The 23,295-nt window shown below is 74.1% G+C and carries 25 protein-coding genes; 10 read left to right on the forward strand and 15 right to left on the reverse strand.

All coding sequences use genetic code 11. The annotated features are described in order from the left end of the window. Nucleotides 1–37: 37 nt before the first annotated feature. Together ABTW72_RS30720 and rnhA are read left to right on the forward strand one after the other, a co-directional pair. Entirely contained in the window at nt 38–1,330 is a 1,293-nt protein-coding gene (locus ABTW72_RS30720; RefSeq protein ID WP_350864928.1) for a lycopene cyclase family protein, read from the forward strand. A gap of 10 nt (nt 1,331–1,340) precedes the next feature. Beyond that, nucleotides 1,341–1,814, forward strand: coding sequence for a ribonuclease HI (rnhA, locus tag ABTW72_RS30725; protein WP_091406604.1), 474 nt, complete (start codon nt 1,341–1,343; stop codon nt 1,812–1,814). Between the two features lie 7 nt (nt 1,815–1,821). Here rnhA and ABTW72_RS30730 read toward each other — a convergent pair whose 3' ends face one another. Both ABTW72_RS30730 and ABTW72_RS30735 read right to left on the reverse strand, forming a co-directional pair. Then, complete coding sequence (locus ABTW72_RS30730; protein WP_350864930.1) at nt 1,822–2,058, reverse strand: preprotein translocase YidC; 237 nt, start codon at nt 2,056–2,058, stop codon at nt 1,822–1,824. 39 nt (nt 2,059–2,097) lie between these two features. Continuing rightward, nucleotides 2,098–3,318 carry an MFS transporter gene (locus ABTW72_RS30735; protein WP_350864932.1) on the reverse strand — a complete coding sequence of 407 codons (1,221 nt, stop codon included), beginning with the start codon at nt 3,316–3,318 and terminating at the stop codon, nt 2,098–2,100. Nucleotides 3,319–3,323: 5 nt separating this feature from the next. Here ABTW72_RS30735 and ABTW72_RS30740 point away from each other — a divergent pair, with 5 nt between their 5' ends. Beyond that, nucleotides 3,324–3,923 carry a MarR family winged helix-turn-helix transcriptional regulator gene (locus tag ABTW72_RS30740; protein WP_350864935.1) on the forward strand — a complete coding sequence of 200 codons (600 nt, stop codon included), beginning with the start codon at nt 3,324–3,326 and terminating at the stop codon, nt 3,921–3,923. Here the strand turns inward: ABTW72_RS30740 and ABTW72_RS30745 are convergent. Together ABTW72_RS30745 and ABTW72_RS30750 are read right to left on the reverse strand one after the other, a co-directional pair. Beyond that, on the reverse strand, nt 3,868–4,749 hold the full coding sequence (locus ABTW72_RS30745; protein ID WP_350864938.1) for a pentapeptide repeat-containing protein: 882 nt from the start codon (nt 4,747–4,749) through the stop codon (nt 3,868–3,870). The genes ABTW72_RS30740 and ABTW72_RS30745 overlap by 56 nt on opposite strands. 72 nt (nt 4,750–4,821) lie before the next feature. Continuing rightward, nucleotides 4,822–5,919 (reverse strand): DUF5919 domain-containing protein, encoded by a 1,098-nt coding sequence (locus tag ABTW72_RS30750; protein WP_350864941.1) that lies wholly within the window; start codon nt 5,917–5,919, stop codon nt 4,822–4,824. A 181-nt stretch (nt 5,920–6,100) separates the two neighbouring features. Here ABTW72_RS30750 and ABTW72_RS30755 point away from each other — a divergent pair, with 181 nt between their 5' ends. Continuing rightward, nucleotides 6,101–6,709 carry a hypothetical protein gene (locus ABTW72_RS30755; protein ID WP_350864943.1) on the forward strand — a complete coding sequence of 203 codons (609 nt, stop codon included), beginning with the start codon at nt 6,101–6,103 and terminating at the stop codon, nt 6,707–6,709. An 18-nt stretch (nt 6,710–6,727) separates the two neighbouring features. Here the strand turns inward: ABTW72_RS30755 and ABTW72_RS30760 are convergent, their stop codons facing one another. After that, the gene (locus ABTW72_RS30760) at nt 6,728–7,534 is read right to left on the reverse strand and encodes an SDR family oxidoreductase (RefSeq protein ID WP_350864945.1); all 807 of its coding nucleotides are present in this window, start codon (nt 7,532–7,534) and stop codon (nt 6,728–6,730) included. A 79-nt stretch (nt 7,535–7,613) separates the two neighbouring features. On the opposite strand from ABTW72_RS30760, the gene ABTW72_RS30765 reads away from it, so the two are divergent. Continuing rightward, nucleotides 7,614–8,216: an MBL fold metallo-hydrolase gene (locus tag ABTW72_RS30765; RefSeq protein ID WP_112676645.1), complete on the forward strand. Its 603-nt coding sequence runs from the start codon at nt 7,614–7,616 to the stop codon at nt 8,214–8,216. Here ABTW72_RS30765 and ABTW72_RS30770 read toward each other — a convergent pair. Together ABTW72_RS30770 and ABTW72_RS30775 are read right to left on the reverse strand one after the other, a co-directional pair. Beyond that, a complete protein-coding gene (locus ABTW72_RS30770; RefSeq protein WP_350864948.1) occupies nt 8,189–8,929 on the reverse strand; it encodes a B3/B4 domain-containing protein in 741 nt (246 codons plus the stop codon). The two genes, ABTW72_RS30765 and ABTW72_RS30770, sit on opposite strands and share 28 nt — an antisense overlap. A 7-nt stretch (nt 8,930–8,936) precedes the next feature. Then, a complete protein-coding gene (locus ABTW72_RS30775; RefSeq protein WP_350864950.1) occupies nt 8,937–9,548 on the reverse strand; it encodes a LysE family translocator in 612 nt (203 codons plus the stop codon). 62 nt (nt 9,549–9,610) lie between these two features. Here ABTW72_RS30775 and pdxR point away from each other — a divergent pair, with 62 nt between their 5' ends. Both pdxR and ABTW72_RS30785 read left to right on the forward strand, forming a co-directional pair. Then, complete coding sequence (gene pdxR, locus ABTW72_RS30780) at nt 9,611–11,083, forward strand: MocR-like pyridoxine biosynthesis transcription factor PdxR (RefSeq protein WP_350864953.1); 1,473 nt, start codon at nt 9,611–9,613, stop codon at nt 11,081–11,083. 40 nt (nt 11,084–11,123) lie between these two features. Then, nucleotides 11,124–11,834 (forward strand): helix-turn-helix domain-containing protein, encoded by a 711-nt coding sequence (locus ABTW72_RS30785; RefSeq protein WP_350864956.1) that lies wholly within the window; start codon nt 11,124–11,126, stop codon nt 11,832–11,834. Here the strand turns inward: ABTW72_RS30785 and ABTW72_RS30790 are convergent. From ABTW72_RS30790 to ABTW72_RS30825, 8 genes are all read right to left on the reverse strand, one after another. Beyond that, the gene (locus ABTW72_RS30790; RefSeq protein WP_350864958.1) at nt 11,816–12,394 is read right to left on the reverse strand and encodes a dihydrofolate reductase family protein; all 579 of its coding nucleotides are present in this window, start codon (nt 12,392–12,394) and stop codon (nt 11,816–11,818) included. The genes ABTW72_RS30785 and ABTW72_RS30790 overlap by 19 nt on opposite strands. A 132-nt stretch (nt 12,395–12,526) precedes the next feature. Next, nucleotides 12,527–13,948 carry a DUF6297 family protein gene (locus ABTW72_RS30795; protein ID WP_350864961.1) on the reverse strand — a complete coding sequence of 474 codons (1,422 nt, stop codon included), beginning with the start codon at nt 13,946–13,948 and terminating at the stop codon, nt 12,527–12,529. Further along, nucleotides 13,945–14,568, reverse strand: coding sequence for an ABC transporter ATP-binding protein (locus tag ABTW72_RS30800; protein WP_350864964.1), 624 nt, complete (start codon nt 14,566–14,568; stop codon nt 13,945–13,947). Before ABTW72_RS30800 ends, ABTW72_RS30795 begins: the two co-directional genes overlap by 4 nt. 40 nt (nt 14,569–14,608) lie before the next feature. Continuing rightward, entirely contained in the window at nt 14,609–16,993 is a 2,385-nt protein-coding gene (locus ABTW72_RS30805) for a tetratricopeptide repeat protein (protein WP_350864967.1), read from the reverse strand. Beyond that, the gene (locus ABTW72_RS30810; protein ID WP_091406571.1) at nt 16,990–18,756 is read right to left on the reverse strand and encodes an ABC transporter permease; all 1,767 of its coding nucleotides are present in this window, start codon (nt 18,754–18,756) and stop codon (nt 16,990–16,992) included. Before ABTW72_RS30810 ends, ABTW72_RS30805 begins: the two co-directional genes overlap by 4 nt. Continuing rightward, the gene (locus ABTW72_RS30815) at nt 18,753–20,036 is read right to left on the reverse strand and encodes an extracellular solute-binding protein (RefSeq protein WP_350864971.1); all 1,284 of its coding nucleotides are present in this window, start codon (nt 20,034–20,036) and stop codon (nt 18,753–18,755) included. The genes ABTW72_RS30810 and ABTW72_RS30815 overlap by 4 nt, the downstream gene beginning before the upstream one ends. Beyond that, on the reverse strand, nt 20,033–20,665 hold the full coding sequence (locus ABTW72_RS30820; protein WP_167362495.1) for an ATP-binding cassette domain-containing protein: 633 nt from the start codon (nt 20,663–20,665) through the stop codon (nt 20,033–20,035). The genes ABTW72_RS30815 and ABTW72_RS30820 overlap by 4 nt, the downstream gene beginning before the upstream one ends. Nucleotides 20,666–20,757: 92 nt before the next feature. Continuing rightward, nucleotides 20,758–21,735: a helix-turn-helix transcriptional regulator gene (locus ABTW72_RS30825; RefSeq protein ID WP_350864974.1), complete on the reverse strand. Its 978-nt coding sequence runs from the start codon at nt 21,733–21,735 to the stop codon at nt 20,758–20,760. Between the two features lie 44 nt (nt 21,736–21,779). Between ABTW72_RS30825 and ABTW72_RS30830 the strand changes: the two genes are divergently transcribed. From ABTW72_RS30830 to ABTW72_RS30840, 3 genes are read left to right on the forward strand one after another with little or no spacing between them, the layout of a single operon-like run. Beyond that, complete coding sequence (locus tag ABTW72_RS30830) at nt 21,780–22,259, forward strand: hypothetical protein (RefSeq protein ID WP_350864977.1); 480 nt, start codon at nt 21,780–21,782, stop codon at nt 22,257–22,259. After that, entirely contained in the window at nt 22,259–22,720 is a 462-nt protein-coding gene (locus tag ABTW72_RS30835) for a hypothetical protein (protein WP_350864980.1), read from the forward strand. The genes ABTW72_RS30830 and ABTW72_RS30835 overlap by 1 nt, the downstream gene beginning before the upstream one ends. A 10-nt stretch (nt 22,721–22,730) precedes the next feature. Continuing rightward, nucleotides 22,731–23,261 (forward strand): hypothetical protein, encoded by a 531-nt coding sequence (locus ABTW72_RS30840; protein WP_350864983.1) that lies wholly within the window; start codon nt 22,731–22,733, stop codon nt 23,259–23,261. Nucleotides 23,262–23,295: the final 34 nt, after the last annotated feature.

Here is a 23,295-nt window from a genome sequence, read left to right on the forward strand (position 1 = left end):
CGGTGGTGGCGCGAGACGGTGTGGCAGCGTGGTGCGGGTGACCGACTCCGCGCCGCTCGACGTCGACCTCGCGCTGCTCGGTGGCGGCGGTGCCGCGTCGTTGCTGCTCGCCGCACTGGACCGCCACGGTGTCCGGGATCTGCGGGTCGCCATCGTCGACCCGGTGCGCCGACGCGGTCAGGACCGCACCTGGGCGTTCTGGGGCCACCCGGACAGCGACCTGGACCCGCTGCTCAGCGCGAGCTGGCAGCAGGTCGAGGTGGCGACGGCGGCGCGACGCCGCGTCCTGGACCTCACCCCGCTGCGGTACGCCATGCTCCGCTCCGGCCCGGTCTACGACCGGGCTGCCGACGCCGAGCGTCGCCTCCACGCCACCCGGATCGTCGCCCCCGCCGAGACGGTGCGCGACGACGGCGACCGGGTGCTGGTCGGTACCGGCGACGGGCGCGGCGTACGGGCCGGCTGGGTGCTCGACTCCCGCCCCCGACCGCCGGTGCGAGCGGGGCGAACGACCTGGTTGCAGCACTTCCGGGGGTGGTGGCTGGAGGCTGACCGGCCGGTGTTCGACCCGACGCGTGCGGTGCTGATGGACTTCCGTACCCCGCAGCCGCCCCGGGGCGTCTCCTTCGGGTACGTGCTGCCGGTCAGCGACCGCTACGCCCTGGTCGAGTACACCGAGTTCTCGCCGGACCTGCTCACCGATGCCGGGTACGACGCGGCGCTGGCCGGCTACCGGGATCTGCTCGGGCTGGATCCGACCGGGTTGCGGGTGCGCGAGGTGGAGAACGGGGTGATCCCGATGACCGACGCGCCGTTCCCGGCCCGGCCGACTCCCCGCGTGGTCCGGCTCGGCACGGCCGGTGGCGCGACCCGCCCCTCCACCGGCTTCACCTTCTCCGCCATGTACCGCCAGGCGGATCAGGTGGCCCGCGCCCTCGCCGCGGGCCGCCCGCCGGTGCCCGCGCCGGCGTACCCGCGCCGGCACCGTTGGATGGACGCGGTGGCGCTGCGCGCGCTGGACCGGGGTGAGGTGGGCGGTCCCGAGTTCTTCGACCGGCTCTTCGACCGCAACCCGGCCGAGCGGGTGTTGCGCTTCCTCGACGGCGGCACCACGCCGGCCGAGGAGGTCGCGATCATGAATTCGACCCGGCTGTGGCCGATGATCGCCGCGACCGCCGGTGACGCCGTACACCGGGTCCGCGACCGGCTGCTCCCCACCCGGCCCGCGCCGGCCATCCCACCCGCGGTGGTGGGCGACGCAGGGGGCGCGACGCCGACGGCGCGGCGCGGCGGCCCCCCGAGCGGGGAGGACGACGTCCGCGCCCGGTAGGTTGCCGGGCATGGTGGACGCGGCGGCTGGCAGGGGCGTGCAGATCTGGACCGACGGGGCGTGCAGTGGCAACCCCGGTCCGGGTGGTTGGGGTGCGCTGCTGCGCTACGGCGATCACGAGCGGGAGTTGTGCGGCGGTGAGGCCACGCCCACCACGAACAACCGGATGGAGCTGATGGCGGCCATCCAGGCGCTGGAGAGCCTGAACCGGCCGGTCACCGTGGAGCTGCACACCGACAGCACGTACGTGCGCAACGGCATCACCAGTTGGCTGGCGTCGTGGAAGCGCAACGGTTGGCGGACCGCCGCGAAGCAGCCGGTGAAGAACGCCGACCTGTGGCAGCGGCTGGAGGCGGCCTGCGAGCGGCACGAGGTCACCTGGCTGTGGGTCAAGGGGCACAACGGCCACCCGGAGAACGAGCGGGCCGACGGGCTCGCCAACAAGGGCATGACCGAGGCTCGGGGCGCGCTGACCAGCCGCTGAGCCCGGATCAGCGGGTCGCGTCGGGGTGCCCCGGCATGCTCGACCCGCCGCCGCTGCTGCCCGACGAGCCACCGGCGACGCCCGAGTTGTCGGGCTCGGTCACGATGTCCGGCCGGACGTCGGTGTCCGCCGGTGCGGGGACCTCGGTGTCCGTCTCGACCTGCGCCAGTGGCGCCTGGCCGGCCTCGTCCTCGCTGTGCTGCGGGTCGCTCGGCTGCTCACCCTGGCGATTTCGGTAGCCCACGCCGTGCCCCCCGTCGATGCCGGTCCGCGTCGGCGCTGGCTACCCGGCGTCGTCGCGGCCGAAACCTGACCCGCCGGCGGTGACCGCCGAGCCGACCGTCTCGGCCTGCGGCGCGGCGGACGGCAGCCGCAGGGTCCGGCGGCGACTGAGCGCGACGATCAGCGCGAGCGCGAGCGCGCCGACGACCACCAGGAACGCCCAGGTGTTACCGAGGTGGTCGTTGACCACGCCACTGGTCGCGGAGCCGGCGGCGATGCCGAGCTGCCCGGCCGTCTGCAACCACCCGTACGTCTCGGGGAGCCGGACCGCCGGAGTGGACCGGGCGAGGATCTCGTCGGTGACGGCGAGGAACGGTGCCAGCGCGAGACCGAAGACCGCCAGCGCGACGGCCATCTGCGGCACGTTGCGTGGCAGCAGCAGCGCCACCGAGGTGGCTGCCAACGTGGCGAGCATCGTCAGGTACGCCGCCGCCGGGCTGCCGGGCCGCCCCCTGCTCGCCAGCAGCACGCCACCGGCCAGGCTGCCCACCGACCAGATGGTCACCAGCAGCCCGGCCTGGTCCGGGTGCCCGACCGTGGTGGCGAACGCGGGCACCAGCACCCACATCGCGCCGATGCCCATCATGTAGCCGATGTGGGTGCCGACGACGGTGCGGCGGGTGGCCTGGCCGGGCAGCGCGGATCCCTTCCCGCGAGGCTGCCGGTCGGCCTCGCGCGGTGGCAGCACGGCGACCATGCCGAGCAACCCGGCGCTGCCAATCACCGCGAAGGCGAGCAGTGCGGCAGTGGGTCCACTGATCAGCAGGCTCAGTGTCACGGCGAGGGGGCCGCCCACGTAGAGCACCTCCTGCCCGACGGCGTTGACCGCGTACGCGCGGGCCAGCGCGGCGGGGGCGACGAGCCGGGCCAGGTGGGCGCGTCCGCTCCCGACCGCCGGTGGCGTGCTGAGCCCGGCGACGGTGGCCAGCGCCACGAACGCCACCGGTTCGGTGGTGACGGCCAGGCCGAGCAGGGCGAGCAGGTGGGCGAGGCCGGTGGCGAGCAGCACCGGCCGGGCGCCGAGCCGGCCCAGGAGTCGGCCGACCAGCGGCGCGGTGACCGCCAACCCGATCCCGCAGCCGGCGCTGGCCACTCCGGCGGTGGCGAAGCTGCCGGTGTTCTGGTGACCGAGCAGCACGACGAGCAGCTGCCGCAGTGCGACAGGCAGCTGCGCCACGGTCATCAACACGATGAGCAGCATCGCCCGACGAGGTACATTCACAACTTATGAATCTACCCGAGGACGGCTCGCCCAACCTGCTCGGCGCACTCGCCCTGCTCGTCGGCTCGCGGATGCGGGCGTCGGTCAGCGCGTCCGTCGGGGCCGGTGGCGCGCTCGCCGAGGCGCTCGTCGTCCTCAAGGACCAGCCGGGGGTGACCGCCGAGTGGTTGGGCCAGGTGCTGGGGCTCACCCAGCCCGGCGTCGCGCACCTGGTCCGGCGGCTCCGGGAGCAGGGCTGGGTGGAGCGGCGTCCCGGCGCCGACGCGCGCAGCCGGGCCCTGCACCTCACCACCGAGGGCACGGCGGCCGCTGCTCGTACGCTGCGCGCCCGGCAGGAGGTGCTGACCGCGTTGCTCGCCCCGCTGACCGTCGAGCAGCGCGCCCAGCTCGCCGACATCGCCCGCGCCCTGCTGCACGACGAGGTGGCGGACGCCGGCAGCCTGGCCCACCTCTGTCGACTCTGCGACCGCGCCCGCTGCCCACAGTGCCCGGTCCATGCCGGCTTCCAGGAGTTGACGGGAGCGTGCGGCGGACCGGGTCGGGCCGAACCTAACGGCGGCGGCCCCGACGGGCGGGGGAGCGAACCGGCTGACGGACCGGGGTGAGCGGCAGCGCCGTCCAGTGCGCCGGCCGGGTGAGCGTCTGCGGCAGCCCCGTGTGGGTGTCACCTCGGGCGGCGTCCAGCTGGGTCTGGTGCAGGAAGAGCGTGCGCCGTAGGTCCGCGCCCCGCAGGTCGGCGCCGCGCAGGTCCGCGCCGGTGACGTCGGCCCGGCCGAGGTCCGCTCCGCGCAGGTCGGCGCCGATGAGCAGCGCCCCGCGCAGGTTGGCGCGGCGGAGGTCGACGCGACGCAGGTCCACCCCGAGCAGGTGCGCGCCCCGCCGGTCGGCGCCGCCGGGGGCACGGGCCGCGTCGCTGGCCCGGGACAGCAGCGGGTTGACCCGGTTCCGGTGATCGGCGACGTCCACCGCGCGAAGTTGAGCCGGGTCGCCCTCGGTGAGCGTCAGCGTCTCGGCGCGGGCGCGTTGCAGCTCCGCGCGCAGGTCGGCCGGCGGGCGCAGCGCCACCGCCTCGGTGAGGTACCAGAGCAGTTCGTGCAGCGGTCGCAGCACCGCGAACGCCTCCGCCATCGCCGGTAACGTCTCTGGCGCGTCCCGCCAGTCCCGCCCGCCGAAGGTCACCTGGGCGACCTGCTGCCCGGCCCCGAAGCAGTCGAACACCGTGCAGCCGGGAAAACCACGCTGCCGCAGCTCGGTGTGGATGCCGCAGCGGTGGTCGGGGCGCAGGTTGGGGCAGGGCGAGCCGGCCGGCTTGTCGATGGCGAAGTCCGCCGACGCGGCGAAGGCGGGCACCACGCAACACAGCCCGAAGCAGCGTCCGCAGTCGGCGCGCAGCTGCGCCGCCCCGGACGGCGGTGCGGTGCGGTGCGACACGCCGACGGTCCTCCTGGCGATCAGGGTGGACCACCATTGTTTCCCGGGCCGAGCCGACGGTCCGTTCGGGGGTCACCGTGCGTGCGTGTCACCGGCCGTCGCGGGGCGGGGCGCCGGGGTACGGGCATCGCCCGGTGGCGGCACCAGTCGGCGGACGTCCCGCTCGCCGTCGTCGTGCCCGTACTTCTGGTCGAAGTGCCGTCTCACCACGGGGATCGGGGTGCGGTCCCCGTCGGCGGGCTCGGCCAGGGCGAACACGCCGGGTGCCGCCCCGGGCGCGCGGGGCGGCAGCACGGCTCGCACCGTCAGCGGCCCGGTCACCCGGAACCCCCGGCAGTCGACGTAGTGCTGCCCGTCCACCGTCACGAACGGCACGCTCACCTCGACCACGTCCGACTCGTCGTGGCGCAGCGTGACAGTGACCGACCAGTACCGCTCCAGGTCGAGGGTGGCCTGCTGGTGCTCCCACAGCTCCTCGAACCGGGCGTGCACGAACCCGCCCCACGGGCTGTCCATGTCCACCTCGAGCTGCGGCACGTTGAACGACAACTTGCCGATCGGGAAGAACGAGATCAGCGCCCGCCCGTCCCACTGGTAGAGCTGGATCGACGGGGACGCGTCGTAGAGCCGGACCTGTAGGCGGTGGCGCAGCCGCGAGTCGAGCGCCTCGGCGAACGCGGCCAGGTGGCGCAGGTTGGTGCGGATCTGCCGGGGCACGTCCACCCGTTGCCGTTCCAGCTCCTCGGAGCGTTGCTGGGCGGCGGTGCAGTCGGGATCGAGCAGGAGCAACTGCACCTGGGCCCCGTTGGCCAGCGCCGCTCGTACCGCGCTCAGGGTCTCCTCCCGGTGCCGTTGCTCCAGCAGGATCGTCCAGGTGTCGAGGATGCGCACCCGACGCCCGGAGCGGTGCAGCCGTGTCACGAAGGCCTGCTGGTCGAAGCTGAGGTGCTCCTGCACCCGCGCCTTGCGGGCCTCCTCGAACAACGGGTCGAAGATGACGTACGAGATGGCCGCGAGGACCACGCTGGCCCCGAGGTTGAGCAGCAGGTCGCTGAGGAAGCCGGTGCTGCGCCAGGCGGCCAGCAACATGACGACGGCGATCGCGAAGAGTGCCCCACCGACGACGAAGGCCCGTCGTTGCCGCCCGCCCCGACCAGACCACCCGGGCATCCGGTCCCCTTCCGCCGTCGGTCGGCCCCACCGCCGCTTGCTGATCACCGGAGTTTGGAGGATACGTGCCCGCTTTGCTGGGCGCTGTCCCGTTCTCCGAGCGGCTGGTTCGCCGCCCGGAGACGCTCCACCGCTCATAGGGTGACGGTAACGGAGTCGTGCGACCACGGAGGGTGGCGGGGTGGACGAGGGCGAACGCGAGCAGGCGCTTCTCACCGTCCTGACCACCGAGCACTACGCGTTGCAGACGTCCCGCGCCGGCACCATCGCCGAGGCCACCGGCCGCGCCACCATCTTCCTGTCCGTCCTGTCGGCGGCGCTGATCGGCCTCGGCTTCGTCGCCAGTAACGACAAGCTGGTCCGGCCGTACCTGGCAGCGGTGCTGCCGACGCTGGTCATCCTCGGGGTGCTGACGTTTCTACGGCTGGTGGAGACCACCGTGGAGAACTCGTTGGACCTGCGGCGGATCCAACGCATCCGGGCCTACTACCAACACAATCTCGCCGGCGAACACGACTTCTTCGCCGACGCGGTGGTGGCCGACGACGCCATGAGCACCGCCTGGAACCTGGTCGGCACGCGTCCGGGGCGGTGGGAGTTCCTGCTGACCACGGCCGCACTCGTGGGCGCGGTCAACGCGGTGCTGAGCGGGCTCGGCATCGCGCTGGCGGCCGCGACCGTCGGGGCCGGGGTCGGGCTGACGGTCCTGGTCGGGGTGCTGGTCGCGGTGGTGACGTTCGGTGTGCAGTTCGCGTACATCGTCCGGGCGTCGGCCGCGCCGATGCGTTGACGGCATCCGCCGTACCGCTCAGACCGATCGCCATTCGTCGTTCGTCAACGCCGCGGCCTGCGGACCCATCAGCAGCATGCCCCCGTCTACCGGCCAGGACGCGCCGGTGACGTAGCTGGCGGCGGGGGAGGCGAGCAACGCGACCACGGCGGCCACCTCCCGGCCGTCGCCGGGCCGCCCCAGCGGCACACCGGGCCGTTCCTGGGTGAACGGGTCGACATCCTCCTGACCGGTCATCGGCGTGGCGATCTCGCCCGGGGCGACGGCGTTGACGGTGATCCCGTCGGCGGCCAACTCCTGGGCCATCACCCGGGTGAGCAGCCCGAGCCCGCCCTTCGCGGCGCAGTACGCCGCGGAGCCCACCCGGGGCGCGTGCTCGTGCACGCTGGTGATGTTGATGATCCGCCCGCCGGCACCGGTGGCCCGCATCCGTCGCGCGGCCCGCTGGGCGCACAGGAACGGCGCGTCCAGGTCGACGGCGAGCACCTCGCGCCACTGCTCCCACCCGGTGTCGACGAACGGCGTCGAGGCCCCGGTGCCGGCGTTGTTGACCAGCACCCCGATGCCGCCCAGCCGGTCGGCCAACTCGTCCACCACCGCCGCCGCGTCCGGCAGTCGGGTCAGGTCCACCTCGGCGACCTCGCAACGCCGGCCCGTCGCGCGGACCTCGGTGGCCGTCCGCTCCGCGCCGTCGGGGTCGCCGTACCAGGTGATGCCGATCTCGAAGCCGGCCTCGGCCAGCGCCACCGCGCAGGCCTTGCCGATGCCGGAGTCCGCACCGGTGACGACGGCGATCCTGGGGTAGTTCTCGTATCGCTGTGGCATGCTGCCGCACTACCCCGGCAGGGCCGGCCCAACCGCCCCGAGGACCACGACTCAGCTGCCGGCGGCGTACCGTCGCCTGATGCGGATCACCCGATTCACGCACGCCTGTGTCCGCGTCGAGCACGACGGCGGGGTGCTGGTCGTCGACCCGGGGACGTGGAGCGAGCCGCGGGCCCTGGCCGGCGCGGACGCCGTCCTGGTCACCCACGAGCACACCGACCACATAGACGTGTTGCGGCTCGCCGGTCTCGGTGTCCCCGTGTACGCGCCGGAGGGTGCCCGCCTGCCGGATCTCGCCCCGCTGCCGGTGACCCGGGTCCGCGCGGGCGAGCGGTTCACGGCGGCCGGCATTCCGGTCAGCGCCCACGGTGGCCGGCACGCCGCGATCCACGAGGGGCAGCCCGACTGCCCGAACCTCGGCTACCTGATCGGCGGCGAGCTCTACCACCCGGGCGACGCCCTGCACGTGCCGGACGAGCCGGTGCGCACCCTGCTCGTCCCGGCCCAGGGGTCCTGGCTGCGCCTCGACGAGGCGATCCGGTTCGCCGGCGCCGTGGGCGCGGCGGCGGCGTACCCGATCCACGACGCGCAGCTCAACGACCGCGGTCTGGCCAGTGTCGCGGGTTGGTTCGCCGAGACGATCCCCGGCTACCGTCACCTGCTGCCCGGCGACACCGCCTGACCCCGGTCCTCATCCGTCGCAGGAGTGCGGAAACGGGGCGCGGCGGCGGTGAGCACCGCGGCGGCCGTCGGGGCGGACCACGCCTCGGTCAGCTCCGTCACGAGGTCGGCGACCAGCCGGCTCACGGCCGGTCCGCCACCCGGGTGCAGCGCCTCGGCGACGATCAGCACCGACGAGGTGCCCGCCCGCACGGCCGACCACCCGCTCTGCCGGTTCGTCCACCGTCGGGCGTGTGCCCGCCCGGCGGAGTCGACGAAGGTCACCTCGCCCCGCTCGGGATGCTCGGTGTCGCCCGCGAAACTCAGGTACGCCTCGTCGCCGTGTGCCGGCCGGACCACCAGGTCGCCGTCGACCCGGTCCAGGTCGAGCGCCGCGACCGGGATGGCGTACGCGGCCGAGATGGCGTTGCAGAGGTCGACGAGCGGGTGCACCCGGGGCAGTTCGCCGTCGAGGCGTAGCCGACGCAGCAACGCCTCGGCGGCGCACCGGTACTTGGTGGGCCGCAGCCCCATCGCCGCGTACGCCCGCCGCCACGCCTGGATCTCCGGGAACCCGCTCTCGGCCCCACCGGCCAACCGCCGTCGCGCCTCGGCGAGATGGGCGGCCGTGCTTGCCGTCACGTCGGCGGTGGCGGTGATCCCGGTGGCCTGCACCACGCCGGCGACCAGGTCGGGGTACGCGTCGCGAAGCCGCGGAGAATGTTCGAACTGCACTGTGGTCCTATCGTTCGGTGAGGGCGAGGGTCACGCCGAGCGCGACGAACGTGCCGGCGGCGGATCGGCGCAGCCAGTCGGTGACCCGGGGCCGGGTCAGCACCCGGTCGCGTACCCGGGCCGCGAAGATGCCGTAGCCGCTGAACACCACGAAGGTGAGCAGCATGAACACCGCGCCGCAGCCGAGCATCGCCCGGGTCGAGCCCGGTGCCGTGGTGTCCACGAACTGCGGCAGGAACGCGACGAAGAACATCGTCGGCTTCGGGTTGAGCAGGTTGACCAGCACCCCGGAGACGATCACCCGGATCGCCGAGCGGGGTGGGGCGTCGGTGGTCACCGCGAAGGCGTCGCGGTCCCGCGCCATGGACCAGGCCAGGTAGAGCAGGTAGCCGACGCCGAGGTAGCGGACGGTCTCGAACGCCACCGCGCTGGTCTGCATCAGCGCGGCCAGCCCGGTCATCGCGGCCAGCAGATGTGGCAACGTCCCCAGCGTGCAGGCGAACGCGGCCAGCACCCCGGCCCGCGCACCCCGCGACAGGCCGGCGGAGAGCGTGAAGATCACCCCGGTGCCGGGGGTGACCACCACGATCATCGTGGTGATCAGGAACGGGATGGTCACGATCGTCCTCCGACGGAGTTGGCAGGTCTGGCTCCTGCTCACTCTGCTGCCACAATGGCCCGATGGGCAGAGCCAAAGCGACTGCGTCCGAGAGGTCCATATCGGCCGGGTCCGACTTCCTGCACCTGACCATCGCCGACGCGACGCCGGGCGGGCGCGCCGCCTGGCTGACCGACCGGCTGCGGCAGGCCATCGCCGAAGGACGGGTGCCGGTCGGTGACCGGCTGCCCCCGACCCGGGTGCTCGCCGCCGACCTCGGTGTCTCCCGGGGCGTGGTCACCGAGGCGTACCAGCGCCTGACCGAGGAGGGGCACATCGCCGGTCGGGGCCGGGCCGGCACGGTGGTCGTGGCCGCGCCGGCCGCGCCCACCCCCGCCCCGGCCGCCGCGCCGGCACCGGTCGCGACCTTCCCGCCGGCACCGGGCACCGACATCTTCGACGCGGTACGCGCGGCGCACGCGACCATCGACCTGACGCCCGGCGTACCCGATCTGGCCGCCTTTCCCCGCGCGGACTGGCTGCGCGCCGAACGGAGCGTGCTGCGCCGCCTCGCCGCGGCCGACCTCGGCTACGGCGACCCCTGTGGCACGCCCGCGCTGCGACAGGCCGTTGCCGCCTGGCTGGCCCGCAACCGCGGCATCAGCGTCGACCCCGCCGAGGTGATCATCGTGGCCGGCGTCTCCCAGGCGCTCGGGCTGCTCGCCCAGGCGCTCACCGCTGCCGGCGTCGTCCGGATCGCCGTCGAGGACCCGGGCTCGCTCGGGGTGCGCCAGCACCTGAACAACTGGCGGATGGACACCCCGCCGATCAGTGTCGACGACGCCGGGTTGCGGGTCGACGAATTGGTTGCCAGTGGCGCACCGGCCGTGATGCTCACCCCCGCGCACCAGTTCCCGACCGGCGTGGTGCTCGACGGTGACCGCCGCCGCCACCTCGTCGCCTGGGCGCGGGCCGGCGGTCTGATCATCGAGGACGACTACGACGCCGAGCACCGCTACGACCGTCCTCCGGTGCCGGCGCTGCGTGGCCTGCTGCCCGAGCAGGTCTGCTACGCCGGCAGCGTCTCCAAACTGCTCGCCCCCGCCCTGCGGGTCGGCTGGCTGCTCGTGCCGGCGCGGCTGCGCGAGGCCGTGGTGGCCGCCAAGCGCAACGCCGACCTGGGCAACGCCGTGCTACCGCAACTGGTGCTGGCGGAGTTGATGACCTCCGGCGCCTTCGAGCGGCATCTGCGGCTGCTGCGTCGCCGACACATCCGCCGGCGGGACGCCATGATCGCCGCGCTGGCCCGCGCGTTGCCATCGGCGACTGTGCACGGCGCCGCCGCCGGCCTGCACCTGATGATCACGCTGGACGACACGGTGGTCGACACCGAGCTGGCGGCGGCGACGCTGGCGCGCGGCGTGAAGGTGCAACCGCTGTCCTGGCACTGCCAGCGGCCGTACCGGCCCGGCCTCGTGCTCGGCTACGCGGCCCGTACGCCCACCGAGATCGAGGACGGCGTCGCCGCTGTCGCCGCCGCGCTCGGCTCCGGCTAGGAGCGTCCGTCCAACGTGCTCTCCGGCGTATCCTTCGCCCGTGGGACTGCGGTTCGAGACGCGCGGGTCCGACTCGCCATGGGTCGACACCGTGTGGACCTGCACGAGCGAGCAGGTCACCACGATGACATCCGTGGCAGGGGTGCGGTGGGGCCTGGTGTTCTGGGAGCAGGCCGGCCGGGCGTACGCGAGCATCACCGGTCCCGAGACCCGGACCGGCACGGCGCCGGTGCCGGAGGGCGCGACCTTCACCGGCATCGAGTTCGCCGTGGGCACCTCGCTGCGGGCCGTGCCCACGCCGACGCTGGTCGACGGCGGCATCGAGCTACCCGACACCACGCGCCGGACGTTCCGGCTGGACGGCGCGCGCTGGGAGACGCCCAGCCCCGACGACGCTGAGGCCCTGGTCGACAGCCTCGTCCGGGCTGGGACCGTGGTCCGTGACCCGCTCGTCGCCGAACTGCTGCGGGGAGGCCGTCCGGCCGTCTCAGGGCGTACCGTCGAACGCCGGTTCCGCGCCGCGACCGGGCTGACGCGCGGCGCGGTCCGGCAGGTCGAGCGGGCCCGTACGGCGGCGGAGCTGCTGGCCACCGGCGACCCGGCCGCCGAGGTCGTCGCCAAGCTCGACTACTTCGACGAGCCGCACCTGGCCCGGGCACTGCGCTGCTACGTCGGACGGACCGTCAGGCAGCTGCGCGAGGGCACCGGCGGCGCCATCGCCCTCGACCTGGATCAGCGCTTGACGTCGTAGACCAGCTTGAGGATGCCGTTCGAGTAGCTCTCCGACTCCCGCAGCGTCAGCATGTGCTTGTCGCGGTCGGCCCGGCCGAACAGGCTCTTGCCGGCACCGAGCAGCACGGGGAAGACGAGCAGGTTGTACTGGTCGATCAGCCCCTCGTCGGACAGCCGCCGGGCCAGCTCCGCGCTCCCGTGGATGAAGATCGCCCCGCCCTCGCCCTGCTTGAGCGCGGCGACGTCCCCGGTCGAGCGCAGGATCGTCGTCGGCCCCCACCCGTCGACGAGCGCGTCGTCGGACAGCGTGCTCGACACGACGTACTTGGGCAGCTCCTTGTAGCCGGCGTGGTCCTCCGAACCGGGCCAGACCGGCGCGAACGCCTCGTAGCTGCGACGGCCGAACATCAGCGCCGTCGTGTCAGCGAGCTCCTCGCCCTTCAGCGACCAGGCCTCCGGGACGAACTCGAGGTCCTTGAACACCCAACCGCCGCTGCGGTGCTCCTCACCCGGCCCGCCGCCGGGCGAGTCCACGACGCCGTCGAGCGACATGAAACCGGTGTAGACCAGGTCGCGCATTGTGTTGTCTCCTCATGCTCGGAGCGGGCTGCCGGGTCCACGCTAGATCGCGCTCGCGGCGCTGTCTTGGACGGAAACGACAGCGAATGGTGCCGTGATCTGGCCCCGGGTCGACCGGGCGGTCGAGCCGGCTCAGCCCAGGAACAGCTGGACGAGGACCAGCACGGCGAGCAGCGCCGGGCCCCGTGACCCCTGACGCATCAGGTCGACCGGGATCATCCCGAACGGCGTGTTGACCGTCGCGCCGCCGTAGTCGATCGGCGGGCGGGTGCCGGCCCGGAACGCGGCGGCCACCACCCCCAGCGCCAGCGTCGGCGCCAGCCAGGCCGGTCCCGGGTCGACGGTCGGCAGGGTCAGCAACCACCACAGGCCCGCGCCGACGGCGGGCACCACCACGTGGATCCCGCGCAGCAGGTTGTCGCTGCCACCGAGCGCCCGGCGCAGCCCGGGTGAGCGGCTGACCGACCGCAGACCGCCGGTCAGCCGGTTGGCGGCGAGGTACGCGAACACCACCTGCGCGGCCCCGGCCAACCCGGGCAGGGCGAGCGCGGCAGCGTACTGCACCCCGATCAGCGCCGCCCAGATCAGCACGGCGCTGGGGTGGCGGCGCAGCCGGCGTACGTCGGCCTGGAGCAGCGCCCACCAGCCGGGGCCGGGCCGGAACCGGCGGCTGCGGACCCGGCCGATCCGGCGCCAGCGGCGGCTCTCCACCAGGCCGGCGAGCAGGCTCGGATCCAGCAGGATCGTGGCCGTGGCGGCGGCGTTGGCGAACTGCGCGCCGGTGGTCAGGGTGGCCCGGTCGACCCGGGGCAGCGCGCGTACCGCGAGGATCACGCCCACGACCGCGAGGGGCACCGCGACGGCGAACAACGCGACGGTCGGTGTCGTCGCCGGTCGGGGCAGCCCGTCGCCGAGGCGACCGACGAGCACCACCAGGGCGGTGATCACCGCCGCTACCACCATCGGCGCCGCCCCGACCACGGTCGGCCAGCGTCGCCCCGACCGGCTGCTCTGGGCGACGACGCTGAGCGCCAGCGCGGCCGCGCCCCACCCCGCGCCGGCCGCCGCCGCCCAACCCAGGGCGGACGGTTCGCTGACCCCACCGAGCGCCGCCACTGCCACTCCCAGCGCCGCGGTGCCGGCCGCCGACCCCAGCAGCAGGAGAACGAAGCGCGGCGCCAGCCAGGCCCGCCGGTCGACGGGCGCGCTGGTCGCCCAGCTCTGTGTCGCCGGGGTCACCAGCAGCGGGCCGAGCGCGCGCAGACCACGCCAGGCGAGCCCCGCGCCAGCCAGCAGCGCGGCGACCGCCAGCCACCAGCGCACGCCCGGCTCGGCCTGCCCCACGGTGGGGGAGTCCAGCAGGTCGCGGCTGGCGCTGATCGCGAACCAGCCGTACATGCCCACGAACAGGACCATGACGTAGGCGTCGCCGAGCACGTCACCGAGGGAATGGTCGTGGTGCCGGCTGCGGGCCTTGCGCAGGTGCGTTCGTACCTGCCGGGCGGTCGGCACCCCGGCCGGCGTGTCGGCGATCGTGGCCGGCGCCGCGGTCACTTGCCGATCTCGATGCGCTCGTCGACCACCGCGTCGATCAGCTCCGGGTCGTGCGAGGCCAACAGCACGGCCGTGCCCGCCGCCCGTTCCCGCAGGAGTCGGTCGGCGAGCCACTGTCGCCCGCGGACGTCCAGTCGCTGCTCGGGCTCGTCCAGGATCAGCACCCGGCGGGGCCGGACGAAACAGGACGCCAGCGCCAGCCGGCGGCGCTGCCCGCTGGACAGCGTCACCGGCAGTTGGTCGCGGGCCGGCTCCAGCCCCAGCTCGGCGAGGACCTCCTCGACCGGCTCGGCGTCACCCCCGTGGGCGTACGCGACCAGCTCCAGGTGCTCGACCACCGACAGGTCGGGGAAGAAATCGATGTCGTCCAGGGCGGCCGCCACCAGCGCCCGTACCTGAGGATCGGTCTCGTCGGCCCGGCGGCCCTGCACCAGCACCTCACCCGCGTCCGGCCGGTCGGCGCCGACGACACAGCGCAGCAGAGTCGTCTTGCCGCTGCCGTTCGGGCCCAGCACCACAGCGATCCGGCCCGCCGGGAGCGTGAAGCTCACCTCGTCGAGCACGACCAGGTTGCCGAAGTTGCGACTGAGTCCCCGTACCGAGAGCGCGTCCACGGTCACAGAGTCTCCCAGAGCCATGCCACCGACCAACCCGAGCGACCTACGTCACCCGGCTGTCGACGTCGTCCTCCAGTCGGGCGTCGGCGGCGGCCAACCCCTGGGCATCGGCGACCTCCTCGGCCACCGCCGCCGCGTCCGCCCAGTGCCGCCGCGCGTCGGCCCGCTCGCCCAGGGCGGCGCAGGCGTCGCCCAGGTAGAGCAGGGTACGCGCCAGCCCGGCGGTCGGCCGGGTCTCCTCGCGCAGCCGGCGGCTCTCGGCCAGCAGCTCGTACGCCGTCCGCGCCTGCCCCGGGGTGCTGCTCAGCAGCGTCGCCCCGGCGTTGAGCAGCGCCGTCGCCCGGCTGGTCGGGTCGTTGACCGACTCGTACTCGCGCAGTGCGGCCCGCCAGGCCTGGGCGGCGTCCAGGTGCTCTCCGAGCGCCGCGTGCACCAGCACCAGGTTCGTCAGCGCCGCCGCGTACCCGCGCGCGTCGCCCACCGACCGGAACGTGTTGGCCGCCCGCACCAGGTGGTGGTGCGCGGTGTCCGGTTCGCCCCGGGCCAGTTGGGCCGCGCCCAGGCCCAGCTCGGTGAGGGCGTGCCCGGCCCGGTCGGCGCCGGAGCGGTGTCGGCGCGACATCTCCAGGTGCTCCACCGCGTCGTCGAGCTGCCCCAGGTCGAGCAGGGCCAGGCCGAGGTTCATCCGCGCCTGGGCGTTGCCCCGCCGCCCCCGCTCGTTGACCGCGAGGGTGAGCGCGGCCGCCGCCCCCTGCGGGTCGTGCCGGCGTCGACGCAGCACCCCCAGCTCGTTGTGCGCCCACCCGGCGATCTCCGGCCGGTCGTCGGCGGTCGGGGTGGCCAGCACGGTGCGGCAGACCTGCTCCCACTCGTCGAGGCGCTCGGCGTAGGCCAGCCACCCACACAGCGCCACGGCCAACCGGAACCACCACCGACGGACCCGGCGGGGCAGTGTCTCCTTCGCGCCGGCCGGCACCCGCACCACCGCCAGCAGCAACTCCTGGTGCAGGTCGAACCAGCCGTACGGGTCGTCGTCCAGCGGCAGCGACCACTCCCGGTCCCCCGGGGAGCCGAGCACCGCCAGGTTGGCCGCGTGCCGTTCGGCCCGGCGGGCCAGGTGCCGGGTCAGTCGGGCCTGCGCGGCGACCCGGGCCCGGACCGGATCCGCGTCCCGCAGGTGCAGTCGGGCGCTGCCGGCCAGCAGGGGCCGGATCTCGTACCGGTCACCGGGCGCGCCGACCACGAACGCCGCCGCGGCCAACCGGTCGAGCAGTGCGGTCACCAGCTCGGGGTGCCGTCCGGCCAGCGCGGCGATGGTGGGCCGGTCCACCGGGGCGGGGACCAGCGACATCAGCCGGTACAACCGTCGTGCCTGGCGGGGCAACACCCGGTACGCGATGTCCCGTTCGGTGACCAGGCGGGCCGCCGGTGAGACGGCGAGCCGCTGGTGCGGTGGCGTCTGCACCGCGCGGCGCAGCGCGTCCAGCACGTCGGAGTGCCGCCAGCCGTGCTGAGCGGTCCGGTAACCGAGCGCGCGGACGGTACGCGGTTGCCGCCCGCACAGGTCGACGATCTCGCGTACCGCCGGATCGGTGCGCGGGTCGGCGCGACGGACCCGGGCGGCGGGCGCGGCCCCACCCGCCGTCGCGAACAGCTCCACCGCCTCGGACGTGCCCGGTTCGGCGATCCAGTGCGCGACCACACCCTCCAGACCGACCAGCGCCGGACCACCGGCGAGCAACAGGCGGCAGGTGCGCGCGGTGGGCGGCAACAGTGGCCGGACCTGGTCGGGACGGTCCACGTTGTCCAGCACCAGCACGATCTTGCGACCGTCGAGCTGACCGCGGAGCGCGTCGGCGGCGGCGGCGAGCGCGTCCGGCCGGCCGGAGGTCGGCGGGGCGGTGCCCAGGATCCGGGCCAGCGCGGTGAGCACCTGCCGGGCCGAGCGGGGTCGGCCGCGCCGCCGCAGGTCCAGGTAGTACTGCCCGTCGGGGAAATCCTCCCGGCACTCGTTCGCGGCCTGCACCGCGCACGCGGAGGTGCCCACCGCGCGTCGGCCCAGAACCGCCACCGCGTGCTCCCGGGTGAGCAGACCGACCACCGCGTCGACATGCTCCTCACGACCGGTGAACTCGGCGGTGTAGGGCAGATTGGGCGCCCCGGCGGCGGGGGTGGTGAGCACCTCCGTGGGCTCGGGGTCGACCTCCCGGCCAGCCCGGCGGCGGCGCACCTCGTACACCACGTAACCGACGACGCCGCCGGAGGCCAGGACGATGGTCACCGGCCCGAGCACGCTGGCGGCCAGCTCGGAGAGGACATTGCCGGCCAGGTTGCTGGCCACGTTGGCGAGGACGCTGCCGACCACGCCGCCGATTGCGATCAGCGCCGGCCAGCGCGAGCCGCCACGCGAACCACCAGGCCCGGTCACCGCACACCCCCGGAGACGAGCCCGGCGACCAGGTGCCGCCGCGAGAGGACCACCAGCACCACCGGCAGCACCGAGGCGAGCACCGAGCTGGCGGCCAACGCGCCACTGTTGCTCACGAAGCTGCGGGTCTGCTCGGCCAGGAACGGGCCCAGCGGCGACGACCCCGGCCCACCGAACAGCCGCCCCACCACCAGGTCGTTCCAGACCTGGACGAACTCCAGCACGGAGACCGCCACCACCGCCGACAGGTTGTGCCGGGCCAACCGGCGCAGGGTGTGCCACCACCGACGCCCACCCAGCCGGGCGTCGCGGACCTGCTCCACCGGCAGGTCGGCGAACGCGTTGCGCAGCACCAACACCGCGAACGGCACGCCCAGCGCGATGTGCACCAGGGCCAGGCCCTGGGCCGTGCCGGAGGAGAGCACCAGGCCCAGCACCTCGTTGACCGGCCCGGCGATGACCTGGATCGGCACGACGCTGGCGGCCAGCAGCAGCAGCCCGGTGGCCTGCGCGGCCGGCCCGGTCAACCAGGCCAACGGGTACGCAGCCAGCAGCGCGACCACCAGCACCGTGGCGGTCACCGCGGTGGCCAGCAGCAGGGTGAAGCCCAGCGTGCGCCACAGCTCGGTGCCGGTGACCAGGTCGCGGTAGGACTCGCCGTTCGGCGGTGCCGACCACCAGCCGCGCGCGGCGGCGTCCACCCGGCCGTGCGCCGACGTGGCGACCAGCACCGCCAGCGGCACCAGCCAGGCGATCGCGGCACCCGCCGCGAGCAGCCGGAACACCCGCCGGGGCGGGGCGACCGGGGCGGGCTCCGGTGCCGCCTCGACGCGCGGCGGGGGCCAGGCCTGCCGGACGAAGAGCGCGGCCACCATGATCCCGCCGATCACCGCCACCAGCCACACCACGCCGAGCGCGGCGCCGTCGCCGGTGGTGGTGCCCCCGGACGTCTGCCAGATCCGCAGCGCCAGCACCGAGGCCTCGTCGCGGACCGAACCGGGGGTCATCACCAGGATCAGATCGAACGTGCGGCTGGTGCCGACCGCCACCAACGCGAAGACCACCGCCGTCGTCCGCAGCAGCAGTGGCCTCCACTGCGCGTCCCACAGCACGTGGCGACGCGTACCGCCGTAGGCGCGGACCGCGTCGGCGAGGCTCGGCGGCACCGCGTCCAGCGCGGACCGGAAGACCAGCACCGCCAACCCGACCCAGGCCCAGACGAACGCCGACATCAACGCGACGGTGACCATCCCCGGCCCGAGCAACTGCGGCGCGTCCTCGACCGGGCGGCCGGTCAGTCGGGTCGCGACCAGGGTGGCCAGCCCCCGGCTCGGGTCGGGGTCGTACATCAGCCGGAAGGTGACCCCGGTGACGACCAGCGGCAACGCCACCGGCACCAGGAGGATCAACCGGACCAGGCCGCCCTCCTGGGAGCGGCGGGACGCGGCGGCGAGCAGATAGCCCAGTGCCGTCACCACCGCCGGCACCAGCAGCGCCCAGAGGACCGTCCTGCCGACCACCGCGCCGGTGCCCGGGGCGGCGAGCGCGGTCCGGAAGTGCGCCGCGCCGACCCAGCGACCGTCGGTGGTGACGCTGGCGTGCATGGTCCGCAGGACCGGCCACAGCACGAGCCCGCCGAGCAGCACCGCGGCCGGCAGCAGCAGGGCCGACGTGGCCCCCGCCGCCGGATAGGCCCGACCCCGCCGGGCTGGACCGACGTCGTCGAGGACCGCCAGCTCGCCGAGGACCCGCACCTGGCTCATCGGCCGCCCCCCGCGCTGCGGGCCGCCGCGGCGAGCAGGCCGGTGGCCCGGCGGATCGCCTCGCTGGCGCGGACTCCGTCGGTGACGTCGGCGAAGAAGCCCTGCATGATCCGCCAGATGCCGACCCCGTCCGAACCGGTGAACGCGCCGGGCAACTGGTCGGAGAGGTCGAAACGTAGGGTGCCGGGCGCCCGCATCTCCTCGGCGAGACCCTGGCCGACGCGGTCCCGGTAGCTGCCGATCGCGACGTTGGTGTTGGGTGAGAGATATCCGCCGTCGCGCAGCCACGGCCGGAACGAGTCGGCCTTCGTGAGCCACTCGACCAGCTCGACCCCACCCCGGGCGTCGGCGAACGCCACGGCCGCGTCCCCACCGACGATCAGGGGGCCGCCGCCCGGCTGAGCCCCCGGAAACCGGAACGTGACAGGTGCCTCCGGGCCGCGCTGGAACGGGTCGGCGACGTCGGCGGTGAAGTCGGCTCCGACGAGCATCACCGCCCGCTTCGTGTGCACCACCTGGATCACCGACTCCTCGTACTGGGTGAGCAGGGCACGACGGCCGCCGCCGACGAACGCCCCGTTGATGCTCCAGAGCCCGGCGAGCCGGTCCAGCGCCTCGCGCACCGCTCTGCCCTGCCAGTCGGCGTCCGGCCGGGCCAGGGCGCTGTAGCTCTCGGGTGCCACGTCGGCCAAGACGTTCTCGAACCAGTCGGTGAGCACCCAGCCGTCCGCGGCGCCGATGGCCAGGGGCGCCGGCCCGCCGCCCCGCCGGGCGAGGGCGCCGAGCTCCTGGGTCTGCCGGACCAGCGCGTCCCAGTTGGCCGGCTGCACGGGCAGCATCGAGGGCAGGTGCCAGACCAGCGACTTGTGCGCTGCCTTGACCCAGACGCCGTAACGCTGGCCCTCGGCCGTCAGCAGCTCGCCCAACCCGGCGGGTACGGCGTACTCGGTGGACGCGCGCACCGGGCTCAGCCAGCCGCGCTGGGCGTACTCGGTGACCAGGCCGGGGCGCGGCAGGATCGCCACGTCCGGGCTGGTGCCGGCGAGGTGTCGGGCACGCAGGAACGCGTCGATGTCGTTGCCGGCGCTGATCACCTGCACCTGGGCGAGGGCGGGGTAGCCGGCGACGACCTTGCGGAACCGGTCCAACTCGCTGGTGCTCCAGACCACCGCGACCTGCACCGACCGGGTTCCGCCGGAGCAGCCGGCGGTCAGGGCGGTGGCACCCGCGGCGGCGGCGCGCAGCAGCGTACGGCGACTCACACCGGCGGTCGGCCTCATCGGGCCGCCTCGCTCGGCTCGGTGACCAGCTCGTGCCGTACCGGTATCTCGGCCAGGGTGGCCGGGTCGGCGGTGCAGACGAGCACCGCCACGCCCGGGGCGTCCGGCGGTGAGAGACGAGGCATCAGGTCACCGAGGCGGCTGTCGCCCGCCGAACCGGCCGGCAGGTCGACCACCAGCACCTCGGGCAGGCAGGCCGCCGCTCGGGCGAGCGCCACCCGGAACCGCTGGGCGTCGGAGATCTGGTGCGGCAGCAGGGCGAGGGAGAGCGCCAACTCCAGCCGGTCGACCACGGTGGCCGTCCAGTCGTTCGCCACCTCGTGCACCCGTTCGCGTTTGCGCTGGCCGTACTCGATGTTGCGCCGCACGGTGAGCTGCGGCAGCAGCGCGCCACCGGCGGGCACGTAGCCGATCTGCCGGCGGGGCGGCGGCAGGCTGGTGACGTCGCGGTCGCCGACGAGGACGCGACCGGTCACCGGCGGAGCCAGCCCGGCCAGCACCCGGGCGACCGCCGTACCGAACCGGGGCGGCGCCACCAGGGCGGCGAGCGTGCCGGCGGGAACGTCGAGGGTCACCGGCCCGGTGCCGGGGACGGCGACAAGTGCGCGTAGCCGTAACGTGACCCTCACCTCCGGTGACCATCGATGACCGTCCCAGGGTGGCACACCGTGACGACAATCGACGCCCCCGACCCTTCCACTGTGGAGGCGGTCGGGGCTGTTCAGGCGGAGGAGTAGAGCGCGGCGAGCCCGGCCGCCGTGGCGGCCAGCCGTTCGCGCAGCGCCACCGGGGTCAACACCTCGACGTCGGCACCGAGGCGCAGCAGGTCGCCGTGGGCGTGGGTGAGCGACTCGATCGGCAGCACCGCGGTCACCCAGCCTCGCGCGTCCGGTGGCCCGGCGCTGCTGTCCATCGCGGTCACCACCGGATCGCTGCCCACCTCGCGCAGACGCTCCCGTCCGGCGGGAGAGAGCCGGACGTGGGCCTCGTCGCGGTGCAGCCGGGCCCGGAACTGGACCACGTGCGCCCGCCACCAGGACGGCAGGTCGAAGTCGGCGGGGCGGTCGAACTCCTGCGCCAGTGGGGTCAACGCGAGGATCTGGTTGACCCGGTAGGTCGCCGGCGCGCCCCGGCCGGGCTGGTCGGCCACCACATACCAACGGCCGCCCTTGAGCACCAGGCCGTACGGCTCCAGGACCCGGGTCACCTCGCCGTTCCAGCCGCGGTAGCGCACCTCGACGCGGTGCTGCCGCCAGACCGCCTCGGCCGTGCGGGCCAGCTCGGGGGAGGCGTCGCCGTCGGCGTACCACCCGGGAGTGTCCAGGTGGAAGCGTTGTTGCAGTCGGGTCGCCCGGTCGCGCAGCGGCGCGGGCAGCGCGGCGTGCAGCTTGAGTTGCAGCGCGGCCACCACGTCGCCGTAGCCCAACTCGTCGGCGGGGCCGGGCAGCCCGGCGAGGAACAGCCGGTCGGCCTCCTCGGCGGTCAGCCCGGTCAGTCGGGTCCGCCAGCCGTCGACCAGTTGGTAGCCCCCGGCGTGCCCGGCCTCGCCGTAGAGCGGGATGCCGGCGGCGTGCAGCGACTCGACGTCGCGGTAGATGGTGCGGGGGGAGACGGCCAACCGCTCGGCCAGCTGCGCGGCGGTCATCCGCCCGTGCGACTGGAGCAGCAGCAGGACGGAGAGAAGTCGAGAAGCCCGCACTTCACTGACACTAGTTGTCAGGGGACCCGTCCTACCGTCCCGGCATGGCATTTCGCGACAAGGAACTACGAACGCCCGGACCGGTGCTGATCGGCGACCGGCAACTCAAGCGCTACCACATTGACCAGCCGCAGCGACCGATCGAACCCCAGGTGGAGAAGGCCGCGTACGACCTGCTGCCCGACCTGCTGGCCGACGTCGTCGACGACGGCACCCCGGCCGCCGGGTGGGTGGTGCTGCACCGGGGTGCGGACACCGGCGCCTATCTGCTGGCGTACACCTGGGTGTGGGACAACGCGGTGGAGATCCGCGTCGCCGCGGCCGGGCAGCCGGCGCTGGACTGTCCCGACGACGACCCGGCACACTTCGTCCACCTACGCCGTCCGGCGGTGGGCTGCGTCTGGGAGTTGGCGGTTCTGGAACACGAGCGGGCCGCCTGGGTACGGCACATGCTGCTGCCGGAGAGTCCGAATCTGATCAATTATCTGCGTGACACGCGAGCGGAAGGGCCGGTGGGCCGCTGATGGGCGACTTCGACTTCTTTGTGGGCACCTGGAACGTCGTCAACCGGCGGCTGCGCAAGCGGCTGGTCGGCTCCGACGAGTGGGAGGAGTTCCCCGGGGTGTCGGTGGCCCACGGCTTCTTCGCCGGCGGCGGTCACTTCGACGAGATCACGTTCCCGACCAAGGGCTCCGCTGGCGCCACGATCCGGATCTTCGACCCGGCTCGGCAGGAGTGGTCGATCTACTGGATGAGCAGCGACGTCGGGGTGCTGGGGCTGCCGCCGATGGTGGGGCGTTTCGTCGACGGGGTCGGCCACTTCTACGCCGACGACCAGCACGAGGGGCGCCCGGTCCGGTGCCGGTTCATCTGGTCGGGCATCAGCGCGACCACCGCCCGCTGGGAGCAGGCGTTCTCGGTCGACGGCGAGCAGACCTGGGAGACCAACTGGATCATGACGTTCACCCGAGCGTCGGAGGACTAGCCTCCAGGCCATGCGGAGATGGCAGCGGATGGACCCGTGGGGCGCTCGTCAGGTGTTCACCGGGTTCGTGCTGCTGGGCGGGTGCGCCGTGGCCGCGACGACGTCGGTCCTGGCCGGGCGGGCGCTGATCCGGGGTGAGGTCGACGTGCGGACCGCCCTGGGCATGGCCGGCGTGTTCCTTGTCATGGGGGTGTGGCTGACCTTCGCCTTCCGGTTGCACCTGGTCGGGATCTACGTCAACGATCGGGGCGTCCGGCTCCGGCACGTGTTCTCCACCCGCACCCTGCCCTGGTCGCGGGTGTCCGGGTTCGAGGCGAGTCCGGCGCTGTTCCTCGGCGAGCCCACGTCGCGCCTCGCCTGCTGGGTGCGCACGACCGACGGGGCGTTCGAGTCGGCGGTGCAGCGGCGGTCCCGGCGCGTGGGCTGGCGGAAGGAGAACGGGCCGGTGCTCGACGCGGCGGACTTCGACCAGCTGCTCGTCCGGCTCGCCAACGAACGTGCCCGAGCTCGACTCGACCGCGGGGGAGTGGTCACGCGTTGACTTTCGGCCGTTCGGGTGCGGTGTTAGGGTCCGA

Source organism: Micromonospora sp. NPDC127501 (genome assembly GCF_040302185.1).
Lineage (GTDB): Bacteria > Actinomycetota > Actinomycetes > Mycobacteriales > Micromonosporaceae > Micromonospora.